Raw genomic sequence first — 20,400 nt, forward strand, 5'->3', positions numbered from 1 at the left:
CCGCCTACCGGTCCAGCGGCGTGCCCACGGCCACATGGCGCGTGGTCTGGCCGTGCGCGTCCTTGAACGCGAGCACGGCGCAGCGCAGCGCGATCGGGGTGCCGTCGCGCGCGGCCGTGTGGATGTCGCCGGCCCAGCCGCCGGTGCGCCGCAGCGCGCGCGCGATCTCGCCGGCGATGGGCTCGGGCAGGGGGCCGGGATGGAGCGCGTGCAGGTCGCGCCCGACGAGCGCCTCGCGCGCGATGCCGAACACCGCGCACAGTTTGTCGTTGGCCTCGACGATGGTGCCGTGCGCGTCGAGCGTGAGCAGCAAAGAATGCCGGTCGAGCGCGGCCTGCACCTGCCGCGCCCTGGCCAGCTCGGCGAGGATCGCGTCGCGCGCCGCCGAGCCCGCCAGCAAGGTGCCGTAGGCGCGCAGCGATGTGATGACCGTGGTGAACAGCTTGCGCGTGGTGAGATCGGCCTTGCACCAGAAATCGTTGATGTCGTAGTCGACGATGATGCTGTGTTCGAACGACTGGCCCGGCTGGCCGGTGCGCAGCACGATGCGCACGAGCTCGTTGTGGAGCGTCTCGCGCACCTCGCGCGCGACGAGCAGGCCGGCGTCGGACGTCTCCATGATGACGTCGAGAAGCATCAGCGCCACATCGGGCGTCTTGCGCATGACGTCGAGCGCCTCCTTGCCGCTGTAGGCGTGCAGGAAGCTCAGGCGGCGGCCCTGGAAGCCGGTGTTGCTCAGCGCGAATTTGGTGACGACGTGCACGTCGACATCGTCATCGACGATCAGGATGCGCCACGGCGGCGGTTCGGCCGCGGGCGTGCCGGCGCCGTCGGACGGATCGTCGTCTTCGATGATCAGCTCGTCGCTTGGCGCGTCGCGTGAAACCGTGGCGTTCATGCGGCCACACTAAGGCAGTGGGAGGGGTTTGTCAAAGGTGTTTTTTGCCGTCGCCGGCAGCGCCGGACATGCGTGCGCGTGGCCCGGGGCGGCGCGCGGGGCGCGCCGGCGGCCGGCCCGGATCGCACCGGCGGCATGTTTTTAGTTGGCGTCGAGCACATCGTACATCGGGCGCGAGTTGTTGTCGCTGAACATCACCTTGCCCGAGCGCAGATCCAACTGCAGTGCCACGCCGCGCCCGCGGTCCTCGAGGTAGATCGCGCCTTCGTCGCGCTGCACCTCGTTGAAAGCGTATTTGAAACGGCCCGAGGCGTCGAGCTCCTGCCACTGGCCCCGGCCCGTCATGCGGAACTCGCCTTTGCGCTGGCTGCCATTGCCGAACACCACGCTCTGCACGTTGCGGGTCGACATCCCCTCCTGCGATTGCCCCTGCGGTTGCCCATAGCCGGGCCGGGACGACGACGCGTCGCCAACCATGAGGATTTGATACATGGCATGGCGCCGGTTGCGGCGGTCGCTGAACATCACTTGGCGCGCACGCAGGTCCAGTTCGAGGTTCACGCCGCGCGAACGGTCGACCAGGTGGATGGTCGCTTCGTCGCCGCGCAATTGCTCGAACCGGTATTTGACCCGGCCCGAAGCGTCGGTTTCCTCCCATTGGCGGCGACCGGTCCGGCGGAATTCGCCTTCGCGCCTCCCGTTTTTGCCAAACACCACGCTGTCGACTTCGCGCGCGGCGTTGCGGCGGCCGCGCTGGTCGCGGTAGTCGCGGTAGTCGCGCGCGTCGCGCTGGTCGCGGTAGTCGCGCCCGTCGCGCCCGGCATACGCATCCCTGGCGTTCGGCGACGCGTCGTACGGCGCCTGGGCGTGCGCCGCGACGCCCGCGGTCAGACCCATGATGAGCAGGGTGGCGACGCGCAGGACGCGTCCGTGTGATGTATTAGGCATGGTGAATTGCTCTCTTCGGTGGTGGGCATTTGCATTTCCGGTCCCGGGGCGCCATCGCGTTCCGGGTTCTTCACACGTTCGCCACTTCGATCTGCAACGCGGCGCGCGATGGTCCGATTATCGGCGTTGCGGCGCTTTGTGTGCAAGGCGGAACCTGTAAGGTTTGTAAGCTTTTGTATGCGCGCGCGCGCGACGGCGGCGCGCCGCGCCGGCGCTCACAGCAGGTGCTTGAGGCGGATGAGTTCGTCCAGAAAGCGGTCGCGGGCCAGCGCCGGCGGCCATGGCTCCCACGCGGCGCCGCCGTAGACAAGCTGCAAGGGGTCGTCCTGCAAGGGCACGGCGCGGATCTTGAGGGTGCCGCGCACCTCCCGCGGCGACCAGCCCACCACATGCACCGCCTCGCTGGCCGCGGCCAGCCGGTCGGCGCGCTTGTGCAGGGCATACTGGCGCGGGGTCCATGCGGGCAGGCCGTAGCGCAAACCGACCGCGCTTTCGAGCCGCATGGTCAGGGCGCGGAACCCCTCGCCCAGAAACGGCTTGATGACCGATATCGCGTCGAATCCGAGCAAGCCCTCCTCGGCGTCGTGCAGCAACTCGCGCAGCGCGGCCAGCGGCGACAGGCCGCCCGGCGACATCGCCCCGCGCAGGTGCATGACCGTGATCGAATGCTGCGCCACCGACAGCGGCAGCGGCCACGCCGAATGCCCGCCCCAGCGATAGGTGCGGGCGAGCCCGAGCGCAAGGTCGGGGTCCTCCCAGTCGAGCGGCGTCGGGTCGAGCAGGTCGAGCCGCCGGCCCGAGGGCATGCGCACCCAGGCGCGCGTGTCGTGTGTCATGTGGGCATCCATGTGGGCATTCATGTGGGCATCCATGTGGGCATCCGGTGCGAGATCCTCTGTGGGAGCCATTGCGAGATGCCGGTCGCAATGCGATTGCCTCATCTTACACATTGGCGCGCCCCGTTCCGCGCGAATTCACATTTTCCCCATGACGAAATATTGCCTTTGAAATACACTGGACGGGAGTTCATGAAGGAAAACCAAAACCAACAGGGGACAGGAACCATGACAGTCAGGCCACCATATATCTATCAGGGCGGTTCGGTCCTGATGCATTCGCCGCTCCAGCTCAAGCAGTCCGAGATGCTCGGCTATTTCGTCAAGGGCGAGCTGGCCAAGCTGCAGGCCAGCCTCGACGCCACGCTCAACCAGGTGGCCGGCGCGCGCATGCGTTTCAAGGCGCTCTCGCCGTACGTGATGCTCACCTTCACCAAGGTGGGGCACGCCAATTCGGGCGTGGCGGTCGACGCCGCCAAGGGCTGGATCACCGAGATCGACATCGTCACCTGGATCATGGTCGGGCGCATGGACCGGGAGGGCGAGCTCGAACACCTGTACTGGTACCCGTTCCATATTTTCGTCGACGACACGATGGCGCTGGTCAACGGGCGCGAGTTGTTCGGCTACCCCAAGTTCGACTGCGAGTACGAGATGCCGGCGCCCGGCAGCGACCCGCTGCGCTGCTCGCTCGCGGCCAAGGGCTTCCACCCGTTTTCGCCCGAGACCAAGATCGCCCTGCATGCGCTGCTCGAGGTCGACGCGACCGACACCAGCGGCGCCCACAAGGTGCTCGGCGACCTGCCCGAGCTGATCAAGGAGGCGGTCGAGCTGTTCCTGTCGATGCCCGACTTCTTCGACATGGACGCCAAGGGCGTCGCCGACATCCTGTCGCTGCTGACCAATCCGCGCATCGAGCAGATCTTCCTCAAGCAGTTCCCCGACAGCGCGGGCGTGCGCGCCGTGTACCAGGCCCTGCTGGCCGCGCCGGCGACCATCGACAAGGTGCACTCGGTCAAACTGCTCGGCTACGAGTACACCTGCACGCTGCACGCGTTCGACAGTTTTCCGCTGGCCGACACGCTCGGTTTCAAGATCGGCGCGCAGCCGGCGATCCTGCCTTTCCACGTCAATTTCGATTTCACCGCCCAGCCGGGCGAGGAGTTGCTCGACAATTCGGCGATCGCGCCGGAGAAGATCGCCATTCTTGGCGGCGGCGTGTCGGCGCTGACGGCCGCCTACTACCTGAGCGCGCAGCCGGGCTGGCACAACGAGCGCGAGATCACCGTCTACCAGCAGGGCTGGCGCCTGGGCGGGAAGGGCGCCAGCGGGCGCAACCCGGCGATGGGCCAGCGCATCGAGGAGCATGGCCTGCACATCTGGTTCGGCTTCTACACCAACGCGTTCGCCATGATCAAGGACGCCTACGACAGCCTCGGGCGCCCGGCCGGCACGCCGCTGGCGGGCTGGCGTGACGCCTTCAAGCAGCACGACTATGTGAGCATGACCGAGCAGGTCGGCGCCGAGTGGCGGGTCTGGAACCTGGTGTTCCCGACCCTGCCGGGCGAGCCGGGCACGGGCGACCAGGAACTGTCGCTGTGGCAGCTGGGCAAGGCGATGATCGCCTGGATCAGGGAGTGGCTCGGGCAGTTGAACAGCATCGCGCCGACCCGGATCCAAAGCCCGGAGGAGGAGTTCGGCGACTCCCTGCCGGCCTGGATGCACCAGCTGGCCGGCGCGGTCGCGGCCGAGGCGCGCGAACTGGCGCTCGACCTGACCTTGTCGTACGACGCGTTGCTGAACATGGCCGAGGGGCTCGCGGGCGACTCGCGCGAGCATCCGCAGTCGCGCCATTCGCTGATGGCGGCCACGCTGGCCGGCATCCGCAAGAGCCTGCACCTGCGCTACGACGACGGCGTGATCGACAACGACGAGGTGCGGCGCCTGCTCACCGTGCTCGACCTCTCGCTCACGGTCATGAAGGGCCTGCTCCAGGACGGCGTGTTCCGCAACGGCTTCGACGTCATCAACGACGTCGACCTGCGCGCCTGGCTCAAGCGCCATGGCGGCGACCAGGCCCTGTGCGTCGACTCGGCGCCGATCCGCGCCTTCTACGACCTGGTGTTCGCCTACCAGGACGGCGACTTCGACCGGCCCAACGTGGAGGCGGGCACCATGCTGCGCGCGATGCTGCGCATCGGTTTCGCCTATAAGGGCGGGATCATGTTCAAGATGCAGGCGGGGATGGGCGACACCGTCTTCACGCCGCTCTACCAGGTGCTGGTCGCGCGCGGCGTCAAGTTCAAGTTCTTCCACCGGGTCGAGGAGCTGGTGCCCGACAATGACGGCGTCGGCAGCGTCCGCATGACCGAGCAGGTCGCGCTGGCGGCGGGCCACTACCAGCCGCTGGTGACGGTCAAGGACCTGGCGTGCTGGCCGAACGGCCCCGATTACACGCAGATCGATGCGGAGCAGGCGGCCCTGCTGCGCGAGAAGGACATCAACCTCGAATCGTACTGGAGCGACTGGCCGGCGCAGTACCGGGAGCGCTTCGACAAGCCGCTGCCGACGGTGACGCTCAAGCGCGGGCGCGATTTCGACCGGGTCGTGTTTGGCATCTCGGTCGGATCGCTGCCGATGCTGTGCCCGAAACTGCTGGCGCGCGGCCCGTCCCTGCGGGCGACCGCGAACAAGGTGCAGACGGTGGCCACGCAGGCCTACCAGGTCTGGCTCGACAGGGACCTGGCGCAGATGGGCTGGACCCACCAGCCGGGCGGGCAGCAGCCCGTGCTGAGCGCCTTCAGCGAGCCGTACGACACCTGGGCCCCGATGGACCAGTTGCTCGAGCGCGAGGAGTGGCCCTCGACCTACACGCCGAAGAACGTCTCGTATTTCTGCAGCGCCTTGCCGATGGCGAGCTATCCGCCGCAGTCCGACACCACCTTCCCGGCGCGCTGCGCCGCGCTCGCCAAGCACGGCGCCGTGGGGCAGCTGGCCACCCAGATCGGCGCGCTGTGGCCGGCGGCCGGGGTCGAGGGGAGCTTCCCCTGGCACTGGCTGGTCGATCCCGAGGACGGCATGGGGCCGGCCCGTTTCGACCGCCAGTACTGGCGCGCCAACGTCGACCCGTCGGAGCGCTACGTGCTCTCGCTCGTGGGCAGCACGGTGTACCGGCTCGACACCGACGGCTCCGGGTTTTCGAACCTGTACCTGACGGGCGACTGGATCAAGACGGGCATCAATATGGGCTGCGTGGAGGCGGCGGTGATGGCGGGCATGCAGACCTCGCGCGCGATGTGCGGCTTCCCGCGCGATATCGATGGCGAGACCGATTTCTGATCCGGCCCCGGCGGCGCGGGCAGGACCCGAAGCCCCGGGCGCGCGCGTCCGGCGTGCGCGTCCGGCATTCGCGGGCCCGCCGCGCGCCCTACCGCGGCGTGCGCGAATTGTGGAGCGTCGGTGGGCGCTGACGCTGCTCGCGCGCCGCGGGCAGGCCCATCGGATTGCTCTCCAGCTGCGGCGCGGGCGGCAGGCCGGTGACGTCGAGGATCTCCTTCTCGTCGAGCGTCTCGCGCTCGAGCAGGGCGCGCACCAGCGCGTCGAGCGCCTTGCGGTGCTTGCTCAGCAGACGCACCGCCTCGTCATAGCATTCGTTGATGATGCGCTGCACTTCGATGTCGACGCGGCGCGCGGTTTCCTCGCTGAACGGCTTCTCGCCGGCGAACCCGGCGCCGGCGCCGAGGTAGGGATTCTGGCGCGGCGCCAGTTGCACCATTCCAAGCTCGTCGCTCATGCCCCAGCGCCCGACCATGTCGCGCGCCAGTTGCGTGGCCTGCTCGATGTCGTTCTCGGCGCCCGTGGTGCGCGTGCCGTACACGATCTCCTCGGCCACGCGGCCGCCCAGCATGCCGACGATGCGCGCGCGCAGGTAGGCCTCGGGATAGTTGTAGCGGTCGGTCAGGGGCCGCTGGTAGGTCACGCCCAGGGCGTGCCCGCGCGGCACGATCGTGACCCGGTGCACCGGGTCGGCGCCGGCCACGGCCAGCCCCAGGATCGCGTGCCCGCCCTCGTGGTAGGCGATGCGCTCGCGGTCGGCCTCGCTGAGCAGGATCGGCCGCTCGGGCCCGAGCACGATTTTTTCAAGCGCGTCCATGAAGTCCTTGCGGCCGACGCTGTTTTGGTCGCGCCGCGCCGCCAGCAGCGCCGCCTCGTTGACGAGGTTTTTGAGGTCGGCGCCCGAGAGCCCGGGCGTGGCGGCGGCCAGCTCGGACAGGTCGGCGTCCTTGGACAGCGGAACCTTGCGCGTGTGGACCCCGAGGATGGCCTCGCGCCCGACCTTGTCGGGCAGGTTGACCACGACCCGCCGGTCGAACCGGCCCGGCCGCAGCAACGCCTTGTCGAGCACGTCGGGCTGGTTGGTCGCGGCGAGCACGATGATGCCCTCGCGGCTAGAAAAGCCGTCCATCTCGGTGAGAATCTGGTTGAGCGTTTGCTCCTGCTCGCTCGAGCCGCCGACCGAGATCTGGCCGCGCGCGCGGCCGATCGAGTCGAGCTCGTCGATGAAGATGATGGCCGGCGCGTTTTCGCGCGCCTGCTTGAACAGGTCGCGCACCCGGGCCGCGCCGACGCCGACGATCATTTCGACGAACTCGGCCGCGCTCATGGAGAAGAACGGCACGCCGGCCTCGCCGGCGACCGCCTTGGCCAGCAAGGTCTTGCCGGTGCCCGGCGCGCCGATGAGCAGCACGCCCTTGGGCGCGGCGCCGCCGAGGCGCGTGTAGCGGCCGGGGTCCTTTAGGAAGTCGACGATCTCGACGAGCTCGTTCTTGGCCTCGTCGATGCCGGCGACGTCGTCGAACGTGACGCGCGCGCCGACCTCCTGGTCGTAGCGGCGCGCCTTGCTTTTGCCGATGCCGAACAGCGAGCCGCCCAGGCCGCCGCCGCCCTGCTGGACCGCGCGCCGGTACAGCCACACGTAAAAGCCGATCAGCAGCAGGGCCGGGCCGAAGCCGTAGAGCAGGGTGGCCAGCAGGCTGCCGCTTTGCATGGGCACGGCGCTGATCTGGACCTTGTTGTCGATCAGGAATTGCTCGAGGCCGGGATCGACGAAGCTCGGCACGGTGGTCGTGAACGCCGTTAGGGACTGGCTCGGCGTTTTGGGGAACGGCCCGCGGCGCCGCTCGGCCTCCTTGCCCAGCGGCGGCCAGGTGACGGGCTTGGCGAAGCCGCCCTCGATGTTGCCGCCGCGGCTGAAGATGGCGCTGACGTTGCCCCTGGCCACCTCTTGCTTGAAGACGGTGTAGGGCACGCTGACGGGCGCGTCGGCGCCCGGAAAGAAGGTGCGCAGCACCAGGTAGTTGATGAGCAAGATGAGCGCGAACGTCCACCAGGCGTTGCGTGGCGGCAGGCCGGGCTGGCCCGATGGCCCCGGGCCGCCCCGCCGCGGGTCGGTCGGCGCGGCGGGCCGCCCGGTGGGTGGGTTGCGGTCGAATCTCATAGTTGGTTTGGCAGGCCCGCGCGGCCATAGTTCTCGCGCCCGGCCGGTGGCTTTGTCCGGGCGCAAAGGTGCGCACCCGGACGCCGGGCGCGCGCGCAAAATCGCGGTCCGGCGCGGAACACGGTCCGCGCGCCGCTGTCCTAATCAATGTGCTCCGGCGGGTCGGCTTCGGACCGATGCCCGGCCGGCGCCGCCGGCTGCAACCACGGCGGCGCCAACCATCGCCGGCCTCAACCGCCGCTGGCCTCGACCACCGCTGGCTTCAACCATCGCTTTCAACCACCGCTTTCGCACCGGGAGGCAGTCATGGCAAAAATGATCGGCATCGACCTCGGCACCACCAATTCCTGCGTGGCCATCATGGAGGGCGGACAGGTCAAGGTCATCGAAAACGCGGGGGGCGCGCGCACCACCGCGTCGGTCGTCGCCTACCAGGACGACGGCGAGATCCTCGTCGGCGCGCCGGCCAAGCGGCAGGCCGTGACCAACCCCCACAACACGCTGTTCGCCGTCAAGCGCCTCATCGGCCGCAAGTTCGAGGAGAAAGAGGTGCAAAAAGACCTGCACCTGATGCCCTACAAGATCATCAAGGCCGACAACGGCGACGCCTGGATCGAGGTGCGCGGCAGGCAACTGGCGCCCCAGAAAATCGCCGCCGAGGTGCTGCGCAAGATGAAAAAACGGCCGAGGACCACCTTGGCGAAAAAGTGGCCGAGGCCGTCATCACCGTGCCCGCCTACTTCAACGACGCGCAGCGGCAGGCCACCAAGGACGCCGGGCGCATCGCCGGGCTCGACGTCAAACGCATCATCAACGAGCCGACCGCGGCCGCGCTCGCGTTCGGGCTCGACAAAACCGAGGCCGGCGAGCGCGTGATCGCCGTCTACGACCTCGGCGGCGACACCTTCGACATCTCGATCATCGAGATCGCCGTCGTCGACGGCGAGCGCCAGTTCGAGGTGCTCTCGACCAACGGCGACACCTTCCTCGGCGGCGAGGACTTGGACCAGCGCCTCGTCGACCACATCATCGGCGAGTTCAAAAAGACCAGCGGCATCGACCTGGGCAAGGACCCGATCGCGCTCCAGCGCATCAAGAGCGCGGCCGAACGCGCCAAGATCGAACTGTCCTCGACCCAGCAAACCGAGATCAACGAGCCCTACATCGCCATGGCCGGCGGCGCGCCGGCCCACCTGAACCTGCGCATCACGCGCGTCAAGCTCGAGTCGCTGGTCGAGGACCTGATCGCCAAGACCATCGAGCCGTGCCGCACCGCCGCAAGGACGCCGGCATCGACGCGGCCAGGGTGGGCGACGTGATCCTCGTCGGCGGCATGACGCGCATTCCCAAGGTGCAGGAGAAGGTCAGGGAGTTCTTCGGCAAGGAGGCGCGCAAGGACGTCAACCCCGACGAGGCGGTCGCCGTGGGCGCGGCGATCCAGGGCTCGGTGTTGTCGGGCGAGCGCACCGACCTGCTGCTCATGGACGTGACGCCGCTGTCGCTCGGCATCGAAACCCTGGGCGGCGTGATGACCAAGATGATCCAGAAAAACACCACCATTCCAACCAAGTTCGGCGAGGTGTTCATCACCGCCGACGACAACCAGCCGGCGGTGACGATCCGGGTCTACCAGGGCGAGCGCGAGATCGTCGCCGGCAACAAGCTGCTCGGGGAGTTCAACCTCGTCGGCATCCCGCCGTCGCCGCTCGGCATGCCGCAGATCGACGTCACCTTCGACATCGACGCCAACGGCATTTTGCACGTCGGCGCCAAGGACAAGGCGACCGGCAAGGAGAACCAGATCACCATCAAGGCCAACTCCGGGCTGACCGAGGCCGAGATCCAACGGATGGTCAGCGACGCGGCCGCCCACTCCGAGGAGGACAAGCGGGTCAAGGAACTGACCGAGAGCCGCAACCGCGGCGACGCGCTCATCCATGCCACCCGCAAGGCGCTGGCCGACCACGGCGCGCGGCCCGCCGCCGCCGACAAGGACGCGGTCGAGGCGGCGATAGTCAGTCTCGAGGGTGCGCTCAAGGGCGGCGACAAGGCCGGGATCGACGCGGCGATCGCGGCGCTGTCGGGCGCGGCGCAAAAGCTGGGCGAGAAAATGCACGCCGGCGCGCAGCAGCAACAGGCGGGCGCCGCCAACGACAGCGACGCCGGCCCCGGGGAGCGCCCGCCGGGCGCGAACGACGACGTGATCGACGCCGACTACCGGGAGTACAAAAAGTAGCGCCGGGCCGCGCGGCGCGCCCGACGCCCGGAACGCGCTGATTTGAGGGCCAGGGCGGCATGGCATGAGCGCGGCCCGATGATTGAGCCGGGGCACGGCGGCATTGCAGCCTCGCTCGCGTTCTTCTACGCCTCGCTGATGGCCTGGGAGCGCATCAGCGTCTACGACCAGGAAACGGGGGACAGACCCCTGTTTCGCCGAAATGGACGTGTTACGCGCCGCCCCCGGGGCCCGATGCGCCGCGGCGCCTTGCCCGCGGCCGCAAGCCGTGCGGGCCCCACCGCGCGCGCCGCATGTCGCTCCCCGGCGCCGAGGCTCACGCCAGGTCGTCGACCCTGGCCGATCGCAGGTCGGCGATCGCGCGCGCCACCGCGTTCTCGAGCTGCGGCAGCAGCGCCAGAGCGCCCTCGAGGGCGCCGCGCGAACACAGCGACTCGAGCCGCGTGGCAAGCTCGTGCAACTGCGAGCAATTGAAATAGCCGGCGCTGCCCTTGAGCGCGTGGAAGGCGGCCCCGCTCACGCCCGCGTCGCCCGCCAGCAACGCCTCGCGCGCCAGCGCCAGGCGGCGCGGCGCCTCCTCGATGAAGGCCTGCGTGATCTTGTCCATGTGCTGGGGCGAGACGCCGGGCAGCGGCACGATGCGGAATACGCCGTCCGGCGGTTCCGCCTTCGGCAGCGCGGGCGCGCGCGCCACGCGGGCGACGCCAAACTGGAGCGCCAGTTCGGCTTCCCTGTCGGGCGCCTGCTGCTGCTGCTGTTGCTGCTGCTGCGCCGCCTTCAGCGTCACCCCCTTGCCGAGCAAATCGCGGATGGTGTTTTCGATCTGGTCGTACAGGAGCGCCTCGTTGACCGGCTTGCTCAGGAAGCCGTCCATGCCCGCCGCCAGATAGCGCGCGCAATCGGGGCCGCTCACATTCGCCGTGAGCGCGACGACGGTGATGGCAGGGTCGCGCACGCGCGCCTCGTCGGTGCCGCCGCAGCGGATCAGGCGGGTGGCCTGCTCGCCATCCATGAGCGGCATGCGCCCGTCCATCAGCACCAGGTCGAAGTCGTCGGCGCTGAGCGCGCGCAGGGCCTCGAGCCCGTTCTCGGCGATCTGGACCCGGTGCCCCATGTTCTCGAGCAGGGTGCCGATGATGATCTGGTTGGTGCGCACGTCCTCGGCGCACAGCACGCGCAGCTGGTGGCTGTGGCGCTCGCGCACCTTGGGCGACTCGGGCTGCGGCGGCGCGATGCCGATCGCCAGCGGCAGCGTGAAGTGGAAGCGCGAGCCGACCCCGACTTCGCTCTCGACGCCGATGGTGCCCTTCATCAGGGTGACAAGCTCCTTGCAGATCGCCAGTCCGAGACCGGAGCCGCCGTAGCGGCGCGTGGTCGAGAGATCGGCCTGTTCGAATTTCTGGAACAGGCGGGCGCAGGTCTCCTTGCCGATGCCGGGCCCGCTGTCGGTGATCGAGAACGTGATCAGTGTCTGGTTGGCGTCGGACGCGCCCACGATCAGATCAAGCCGGACCCGGCCGGCTTCGGTGAATTTGATGGCGTTGCCAAGCAGGTTGATGAGGATCTGGCGCAGGCGCGTCGGGTCGCCGGCGACGTATTCCGGCAGCGCGTGCCTGAGACCGCACTCGAGTAGCAGGCTCTTGGCGTCGGCCTGGGTTTGCAGGATGCCGAGCGCGTCGTCGAGCACGGTGTCGAGCCTGAAGCTGACCGTTTCGAGCGTGAGCTTGCCGGCGTCGATCTTGGAAAAATCGAGCAGGTCGTTGAGGATCGCCAGCAGCGACTCGCCGTTGTGCAGGCCGATGCGCAGATATTCCTTGGTCCGTCCATGCACCGTCTGGTCGCGCAGCGCGAACTTGAGCATGCCGATCACCCCGGCCAGCGGGGTGCGTATGTCGTGGCTCATGGCTGACAGAAAATCGATCCGGTGCCGGCTCACGACCTCGGCGTGGTCCTTGGCCAGCGTGAGCGCCTGGTTCACCTCGAGCAGTTGCGAGGTGCGCTCCTGCACCCGCTGCTCGAGGTTGTCGCGCAGCAGGCGGATCTGGTCGGCCAGCGCGAAGGCGAGCAGCAGGCCATCGAGCGTGCCGCCCAACAGCGTGAGCAACTGCGCGTTGTCGACCATCGCCGGGATCAGGCCGACGTTGGCCGGCAGGATCACAAAGCCCGGCAGCATCAGCGCGACGAACGCGAAAACGAAGAAGCGCGCCGGCTGGTAGCCCTTCCTCCAGGCCACGATGCCGCAGATCAGGGCCAGCAGCATCCAGATCGAGATCGCGATGGTGGCCAGGGTGTGGGCCCACGACAGCGCGAAAAAGCAGCTCGGCAGCAGCACCAGCGGCAGCACCAGGTTGATGACGCTGATCTTGGCCAGCCGCGGCGCCAACTGGTCGAGGCGCAGGAACTTCAGGTAGAACAGGGTCGAAAACACCGGCAGCAGGAAGAACGGCACGTAGTGCAGTTCGAGCACGCGCCAGCCGAACAGGTCGGCCGTGACGTGGAACGTCATGGCCCAGGCGGTGGCGTAGGTCAGCACGTAGACCGAATACCAGAGCGAGGCGCGGTCGCGCGTGATCGAATAGATGAAGAAGTTGAAAATGGCCAGCGCGAGCAGGGCGCCGAGCGAGCCGATGATGAGCAGGTTCTCGCGGTCGACCAGCTTGATGTAGTCGGCTTCGGGCGTGACCGAGATGACCGGCATGCGCGCGTAGTAGGGGCTCGAAAAGCGCAGCGCCAGTTGATAGCTCACGCTCGGATTGAGCGTGATGTTTTTGCCGTAATGGAGGAAGTGTTCGTGCTTGGCGCGGTAGCCGGTGTGCAGCGTTTGCACGGTGCCGTCGGAGCCGAGCAGGCGCGCCTCGACTTTTTCGATCAGGGTGTCGCGCGGATCGAGCACCCATGCCGCCTCGTCGGTGTAGTTGCGCAGGTTGACCACCATCCAGTAGCTGCCGCCGAGCAGATCGACCTTCGCGGCCGGCTTGAGCGTCGCCTGCCATGCCGCCACGTCGCCGGCGGCGGCGGGGAAATGTTCGCCGTTGTCGAGGTACAGCAGCGCGTCGGGCAGCATCTCGCGGTCCTGCGCCTGTCCCAGCACCACATCGCCGGGGGCGGCGTGGGCCGCGCCGGCGTGCATCAGCATCGCCAGGGCGAGCAGCGCAAACACGTAAAGGGCGCGCCGCATGCGCGCGAACCTGGAGGCCGTCATCGCGGCGCCGGCAGGTCAGGCACGAAACAAAGGGGGCGTGGAGTGCGCATGTGATTCTAATTTGTGAACATGGGACCACGCGCGGGCAGGAAATGTTTCCATTGTGCCCAGAAGGGTCGAGGCCCATTCTAATCCACAATGCACAATCGAAACAAAAAATTAACCGCCGCCGGCGCGGGGCCCGGGCGCGCGCGCGACGACGCGGAACGTGAGCTCGAGCGGGTCGCGCACCTGCATGGCGCCGCCCATGATCGACATCGGGACGATGCCAAAGTCGGTCTGCAGCAGCGTCAGGGCGCCGCTGGCGGTGACGCCGCCGGCGCTGCGTTCAAGGCGGGTCGGCACCACGTAGTCGCGGCTGACGCCGTGCAGCGTGACCGTCAGGCGCATGGCGCCCGCAACTCGCCGCGCCCGCAGCAGCACCAGCGGAAAGCGCTCCGCCTCGAGCACCCGGCCCAGCATATTCCTGCGCGTGCCTTCGACCGCCTCGGCCGGGGGCTGGGTGTCGAGTCCCGCTTTCCGGCGCAGCGCGGGCTCGTCGACCGTCATCTGGTCGAGCCGGAATTGGAAGTCGGCGCGGCCGTCGTCGGGCGCGACAAAGCCGCTGATCGCGCGGCTGGCCACCACGTGGTCGTGCCCGAGCCGCGCGAGCACGCCGCCGCGGCGCACCGTGACGGTGATCAGCGACTGCGCGGGGTCGATCGCATACACCTTTTTGCCGGCGCCGTGGGCCTGCTGGTACCAGCCGTATTGCTGCGCCGGCACCGGCGCGGCCGCCGGCGCGGATCGCGGCGCGGATCGCGGCGCGGCCTGCGGCGCCGATCGCGGCACGGCCGGCGGCGCGGATCGCTGCACGGGGCTCGGGATGGATAGCGGCACGGACTGCGGCGTCGATTGCGGCGCGGACGGCGGCGTGGACGGCGGCGGTGCCGGTCCGGCGCATGCCGCCAACACTGCCAGAAGCGGCAACAGGGTCTTGGTCTTGATTTGGCTTACCTCCGCGGTTGGAATGGCCTTGGCCAGGGGCCGCCGCGCGGCGGCCTCCATTCAATCTAAAGTGAAAGGAAGCCCCTGTCAACGCGCGCGCGCCGCCGATGGGCAAGCGCGCAAGCGTCGAAGGCGCTATTATTCTGCACACCACGTTGTCCATCTCCCAATAGAGGATGCCATGATCGACCTGTACTCGGCGGCCACCCCCAACGGCCACAAAATATCGATTGCGCTCGAAGAACTGGCGCTGCCGTACACCCTGCACACGCTCGAGCTGTCCAAGAACGAACAGAAGAATGCCTCCTTCCTCGCCATCAATCCGAACGGGCGCATACCGGCGATCGTCGACCGTGATCCGGAGGATTTCGCCGTTTTCGAATCGGGCGCCATCTTGCTGTACCTGGCCGAGAAGACCGGCCGGCTGATGCCGCAGGAGGCCAAGGCCCGCTCGCGCGTGGTGCAATGGCTGATGTTCCAGATGGGCGGCATCGGACCGATGATGGGCCAGGCGAATGTGTTCTACCGCTACTTCCCCGAAAAAATCCAGCCCGCCATCGACCGCTACCAGGGCGAGAGCAAGCGCCTGTTCCGCGTGCTCGACGGCCAGCTCAAAGACCACGAATACCTGGCCGGCGATTATTCGATCGCCGACATCGCCAACTGGGCGTGGGTGCGCACCCATAAATGGTCGGGCGTGGACATCGACGACCTGCCCAACCTGAGGCGTTGGGTCGACGCGATCCGGGCCCGCCCGGCGGTGCAAAAAGGCTTGCTGATGCCGGCCTCTGTGCGCGACATCAGCGACGACCCGGTGGCGGCCGAAAAATTCGCCGCGCACGCGCGCACCATGCTCGAAACCGGACAGTCACGCAACGAACCAAGCAAGGGACAACCATGAAACTCAAAGAAAAATCATGAAGCTCAAAGGAAAATCATGAAACTCTATAGCAGCACGTTCGCGCCCAACCCCCGCCGCGTCACGATGTTCATCGCCGAGAAGGGCATCGAGGGCATCGAGACGGTCATGATCGACCTCGGCGCCGACGAGCACCGAGGCGCCGCCTTCCTGGCCGTAAATCCGCTCGGCCGGGTGCCCGCGCTTGAACTCGACGAAGGCCGGGTGCTGTGCGAAACGCGCGCCATCTGCAGCTACCTCGAGGGCTTGCATCCGGCGCCCAACCTGATGGGCGAGGGCTTCGACGAGCACGCGTTCATCGAAATGGCGGACCGCCGCGTCGAGATGCATCTGTTCGCCGGCATCGCCAACGCGGTGCGCCACTGCCATCCCGGACTGGCCAGCCTCGAAAAGCCGCAGTTTCCCGAGTTTGGCGCCTCGCAGGGCGAGAAAATGCGCGATGCCGCGCGCTGGCTCGACGGCGAGTTGTCGCGCCACGCGTATGTGGCGGGCGAGCGCTTCACGGTGGCCGACATCACCGCGTTCTGCGCGCTCGAATTCGGCCGCGGACTCATGAAATTCCGGCCCGGCGCCGAGGGCATGACCCATTTGCAGGAATGGCGCGACCGCATCGCGGCGCGTCCTACGGCCAGCCGGCCATGATCGATAAAATAGTTGACGTCTTCCCCGCGAAGGCGCAAACGCATGCGTTTGCCCCATGCTGAGCGTGGCTTATAAGCGGAGTTCAAACCCTCAGACCCGGGAACTGTGCGTCTAAACTTTTGGAAGGTGCATAATCGCATGCCCACTATGGTTCCCGCCTTCGCGGGGTCGAGGTTGACTATGGGGCCCCGCCTTCGCTGCGATGACGTTGATCCAGTGCGCTTGCGCGCGGGTGACGTGACTATTGCGAGCTTCACCGAAGCGGCTACGCGATGCGCTTGTACCACGGCTCATTCGCAAGCATGGCCTGGAAACTGGCATCGAAGGCATCGCCATCGTCCACGCGGTCGATCGCGAGCGCGCCAAACAGCGACAAGCTCTCGTGGAACAGGCGCAGCGCCCGCTGGCGCAACACCGGTCCGAAGTCGGGCAGGGCGTTGCGCCCCACAATCACCTGGAATTCGTTGAACGAGGCATCGGTGACCAGGTTGTACTGCGCCCAGGTGATGCGCGCGCGCAGATGCGGCAGCAGCACCGCGCGCCCCTCCTCGACCGACAGATAATCGGCCAGCTTCCCGGTCCCGCCGCTCCTGGCGTAGTTGTCCTCGTACTCGGCCATGCGCGCGGCCGGAAAACCCGCCCCGCGGGCGTCGGCCAGCAGGTCCTCGTTCGACACCGTCGCAAAAATCTCGGTGCGCGCGAGCAACGCCTCCTCGGCCAGCACGATCGCCAGCGTCCACGCCTCGCCCGCGCCGGCGCACTCGGCCAGCCAGATTCTCGGCATCGCCGAGCCGCGCAGGTAGCCCGGCAAGACGCTGCGCAGGGCGCGCGCGTGCGCCGGATCGTCGAACGGCTGCCCGTGCTGCACGCTCAGCGCGCGCAGCAGCGCCGGGCCGGCCCCGGCCTCGTGCAGCACGCGCTCCTGCAGCGCCGACACCGTCGCCAGCCCGTGGCGCGCCATCAGCGACTCCAGCTTGCGCTTGAGCGCGGCCCGGTCGTGCCCGCGGAAGTCGAATCCATAGCATTGGAACAGGGCCTCGAGCAGCAGGTCGATCTCGAGTTCTTCGGTCGCCAGCGCGGTGTGCATGCCAACGGCGCCGGTCAATGCAGCCACACCCGCATCAGCGACAGCAGTTGCGCCACATCGACCGGCTTGGTGATGTAGTCGGAGGCGCCTGCGGCGATGCACTTGTCGCGGTCGCCCTTCATCGCCTTGGCGGTGAGCGTGATGATCGGCAGCGACTTGAACTTGGGGATGCGCCGGATCGCGCGCATCGTGTCGTAGCCGTCCATCTCCGGCATCATGATGTCCATCAGGACGATCTCGATGCTCGAATCCTTCTCGAGCACCTCGATGCCGTCGCGCCCGTTTTCGGCGAACGAGACCTGCATCTGCTGGCGCTCGAGCAGCGAACTGAGCGCGAAAATGTTGCGCAGGTCGTCATCGACGATCAGCACCTTGCGCCCGGCCAGGCCGCCGTCGGCCGCGTGCACCTCCTCGATCATGCGCCGCTGCAGCTCGGGCAGGCTGGCGTGCGAGCGGTGCAGGAACAGCGCCGTCTCGTCGAGCAGGCGTTCGGGCGAGCGCGCGTCCTTGATCACGATCGTCTTGGCGTAGCGCTTGAGCTTTGTGACCTCTTTGCGGTTGAGCTCCTTGGCCGTGTAGATCACGATCGGCAGGTCGCGCAGCGCCGGGTCCTTGCCGATCAGGTCGAGCAGGTCGAAGCCGCTGATGTCGGGCAGCGTCAGGTCGAGCACCATGCAGTCGAAATGCGAGGAGCGCAGCGCCTCGAGCGCGGCCTGGCCGGTTTCGACGGCGACGATGCGCAGGTCGGCGTCGCCGATCAGCGCCACGATCGAGTCGCGCTGCATTTTCTCGTCGTCGACCACCAGCAGGCTGCGCTTGCCGCCGAGCAGGAACTTCTGGATCCGCGTGAACTCCTCCTGCAGCGCCTCGCGCGTGACCGGCTTGTTGATGTACGAAATGGCGCCCTGGCGCAGCGCGCGCTCGCGCTCGCGCAGGCTCGACATCACGTGCACCGGGATGTGGCGCGTGCTCGGGTCGCGCTTGAGGCGGTCGAGCACCGTGAAGCCGTCGATGTCGGGCAGGTCGATGTCGAGCAGGATCGCCGACGGCAGGTAGTCGCGCGCCATCGACAGCGCCGAGTCGCCCTGGTGCGTCACGACGGCCTTAAAGTTCTTCTCGCGCGCGAACTCGAGCACCTGTTTGGCGAAGCGCACGTCGTCCTCGATGATCAGCACCGAGGGGTCGCCCGGCGCGACCAGGCTGCGGTCGTCGAGCATGCCGGCGTATTCGATCGCGGGCGGCCCGCCCGCGTCGTCGGCCGCCTCGCTCGCCAGCAGCAGAGGCGCGCCGGCATACACCACCTGCGCCTGCGGCGCCGACAGGCGCGCCTGCGGCTGGCGCGCCTGGTCGTAGTTGATGAAGCCGGCCCGGTTGTACGGCAGGAACAGGGTGAAGGTGCTGCCCTGGCCGACCACCGATTCGACCCGGATCTCGCCGCCCAGCAGGCGCGCCAGTTCGCGCGAGATCGACAGGCCGAGGCCGGTGCCGCCGTATTTGCGGGCGGTCGAGCCGTCGGCCTGCTGGAACGCCTCGAAGATGAGCTGCAGCTTGTCCGAGGCGATGCCCACGCCGGTGTCGCGCACCGTGAAGGCGAGCACCGCGTCGGCGTGCACCAGGTTCGGATGGTCGCTGGTCCAGCCGCTCGTGACCAGGCCGATCTCGAGCTGCACCTGGCCGTGGCTGGTGAACTTGAACGCGTTCGAGAGCAGGTTCTTGAGCACCTGCTGCAGGCGCGTGGTGTCGGTCATGACGGCCGTCGGCAGCGCCTCGGCCAGGTCCACCGAGAAGGCGAGGTGCTTGGCCTCGGCCATGTGGCGGAAGGTGCGGTCGACGTAGTTGCGCAGGTTCGTGAAGCGGTACTCCGAGACGTCGAGCGTGACGGTGCCGGACTCGATCTTGGACAGGTCGAGGATGTCGTTGATCAGCGTGAGCAGGTCGGAGCCCGAGCCGTGGATGGTGCGCGCGAACTCGACCTGCTTGCCCGACAGGTTGCCCTCGGGGTTGTCGGACAGCTGCTGGGCCAGGATCAGCAGCGAATTGAGCGGGGTGCGCAATTCGTGCGACATGTTGGCCAGGAACTCGGACTTGTACTTCGACGACAGCGCGAGCTGGGTCGCCTTTTCCTCGAGCGCCAGCTTGGCCTGCTCGACCTCGCGGTTTTTGCGCTCGACCTCGATGTTTTGCTCCGACAACAGGCGCGCCTTCTCGGCCAGCTCCTGGTTGGTCTGTTGCAGCTCCTGCGCGAGCGACTGCGACTGCGTCAGCAGTGACTCGGTGCGGCTGTTGGCCTCGATCGTGTTGAGCACCACGCCGATCGACTCCATCAACTGGTCGAGGAACGACAGGTGGGTCTCGGTGAAGCGGTCGAGCGAGGCGATCTCGATGACCGCCTTGACCTGCTGCTCGAACAGGATCGGCAGCACCACGATGTTGGTCGGCGGCGCCGCGCCCAGGCCCGACGAGACCACGATGTAATCGCGCGGCACGTCGGTGAGCCAGATCCGGCTCTTCTCGAGCGCGCACTGTCCGACCAGGCCCTCGCCCGGCAGGAACGAGGTGGCCAGCTTGCGGCTCGAGCGGTAGCCGTAGCTGGCGATCATGCGCAGTCGCGCGTCGAGCTCCTTCGAGTCCATCATGTAGAACACGCCGTGGTGGGCCGACACCAGCGGCGCGAGCTCCGACAAAATGAGCTTGGTCACGGCCTGCAGGTCGCGCTGGCCCTGCAGCAGGCGGGTGAAGCGCGCCAAGTTGGTCTTGAGCCAATCCTGCTGCGCGTTCTTCTGGGTCGTCTCCTTGAGGTTGCGGATCATCTCGTTGATGTTGTCCTTGAGGTAGGACACCTCGCCGCGCGCCTCCACCTGGATCGAACGCGACAAGTCGCCGCGGGTCACCGCCGTCGCCACCTCGGCGATCGCGCGCACCTGGTTGGTCAGGTTCGCCGCCAGCTGGTTCACGTTCTCGGTCAAGTCCTTCCAGGTGCCGGCCACGCCGGACACGTTGGCCTGTCCGCCGAGTTTGCCCTCGGTGCCGACCTCGCGCGCCACCCGGGTCACCTCCGAGGCGAACGACGACAACTGGTCGACCATGACGTTGATGGTGTCTTTCAGTTCGAGGATCTCGCCCTTGACGTCGACCGTGATCTTCTTGG

The 20,400-nt window shown here is 67.8% G+C and carries 11 protein-coding genes and 1 pseudogene; 4 read left to right on the forward strand and 8 right to left on the reverse strand.

Annotation, left to right across the window (positions count from 1 at the left end; genetic code table 11):
• Positions 1–4: 4 nt before the first annotated feature.
• From C7C56_RS24045 to C7C56_RS24055, 3 genes are all read right to left on the reverse strand, one after another.
• Positions 5–898, reverse strand: a complete 894-nt coding sequence (locus C7C56_RS24045; protein ID WP_106759884.1) for a PAS domain-containing protein — start codon at positions 896–898, stop codon at positions 5–7.
• A gap of 141 nt (positions 899–1,039) precedes the next feature.
• The gene (locus C7C56_RS24050; protein WP_146204626.1) at positions 1,040–1,846 is read right to left on the reverse strand and encodes a hypothetical protein; all 807 of its coding nucleotides are present in this window, start codon (positions 1,844–1,846) and stop codon (positions 1,040–1,042) included.
• A gap of 215 nt (positions 1,847–2,061) precedes the next feature.
• Positions 2,062–2,682: a phosphohydrolase gene (locus C7C56_RS24055; protein WP_229458960.1), complete on the reverse strand. Its 621-nt coding sequence runs from the start codon at positions 2,680–2,682 to the stop codon at positions 2,062–2,064.
• Between the two features lie 228 nt (positions 2,683–2,910).
• On the opposite strand from C7C56_RS24055, the gene C7C56_RS24060 reads away from it, so the two are divergent.
• Complete coding sequence (locus C7C56_RS24060) at positions 2,911–6,021, forward strand: NAD(P)-binding protein (protein WP_106759897.1); 3,111 nt, start codon at positions 2,911–2,913, stop codon at positions 6,019–6,021.
• Positions 6,022–6,109: 88 nt separating this feature from the next.
• Here the strand turns inward: C7C56_RS24060 and ftsH are convergent, their stop codons facing one another.
• Complete coding sequence (ftsH, locus tag C7C56_RS24065) at positions 6,110–8,179, reverse strand: ATP-dependent zinc metalloprotease FtsH (RefSeq protein WP_106759886.1); 2,070 nt, start codon at positions 8,177–8,179, stop codon at positions 6,110–6,112.
• Positions 8,180–8,485: 306 nt separating this feature from the next.
• On the opposite strand from ftsH, the pseudogene dnaK reads away from it, so the two are divergent.
• Positions 8,486–10,415, forward strand: a pseudogene (gene dnaK / locus C7C56_RS24070) (molecular chaperone DnaK).
• Positions 10,416–10,731: 316 nt separating this feature from the next.
• Here dnaK and C7C56_RS24075 read toward each other — a convergent pair.
• Complete coding sequence (locus C7C56_RS24075) at positions 10,732–13,617, reverse strand: hybrid sensor histidine kinase/response regulator (RefSeq protein ID WP_229458961.1); 2,886 nt, start codon at positions 13,615–13,617, stop codon at positions 10,732–10,734.
• 159 nt (positions 13,618–13,776) lie between these two features.
• A complete protein-coding gene (locus C7C56_RS24080) occupies positions 13,777–14,472 on the reverse strand; it encodes a YceI family protein (protein ID WP_229458962.1) in 696 nt (231 codons plus the stop codon).
• A 313-nt stretch (positions 14,473–14,785) separates the two neighbouring features.
• Here C7C56_RS24080 and C7C56_RS24085 point away from each other — a divergent pair, with 313 nt between their 5' ends.
• Positions 14,786–15,505: a glutathione S-transferase family protein gene (locus C7C56_RS24085; protein ID WP_106759888.1), complete on the forward strand. Its 720-nt coding sequence runs from the start codon at positions 14,786–14,788 to the stop codon at positions 15,503–15,505.
• 36 nt (positions 15,506–15,541) lie between these two features.
• A complete protein-coding gene (locus C7C56_RS24090) occupies positions 15,542–16,165 on the forward strand; it encodes a glutathione S-transferase family protein (protein WP_106759889.1) in 624 nt (207 codons plus the stop codon).
• A 265-nt stretch (positions 16,166–16,430) separates the two neighbouring features.
• Here the strand turns inward: C7C56_RS24090 and C7C56_RS24095 are convergent, their stop codons facing one another.
• Complete coding sequence (locus tag C7C56_RS24095; RefSeq protein ID WP_106759890.1) at positions 16,431–17,252, reverse strand: CheR family methyltransferase; 822 nt, start codon at positions 17,250–17,252, stop codon at positions 16,431–16,433.
• Positions 17,253–17,266: 14 nt separating this feature from the next.
• On the reverse strand, positions 17,267–20,400 hold a 3,134-nt coding region (locus C7C56_RS24100; RefSeq protein ID WP_146204627.1), incomplete at its 5' end, for a response regulator.

Source organism: Massilia glaciei, from assembly GCF_003011895.2.
GTDB classification, from domain to species: domain Bacteria; phylum Pseudomonadota; class Gammaproteobacteria; order Burkholderiales; family Burkholderiaceae_D; genus Telluria_A; species Telluria_A glaciei.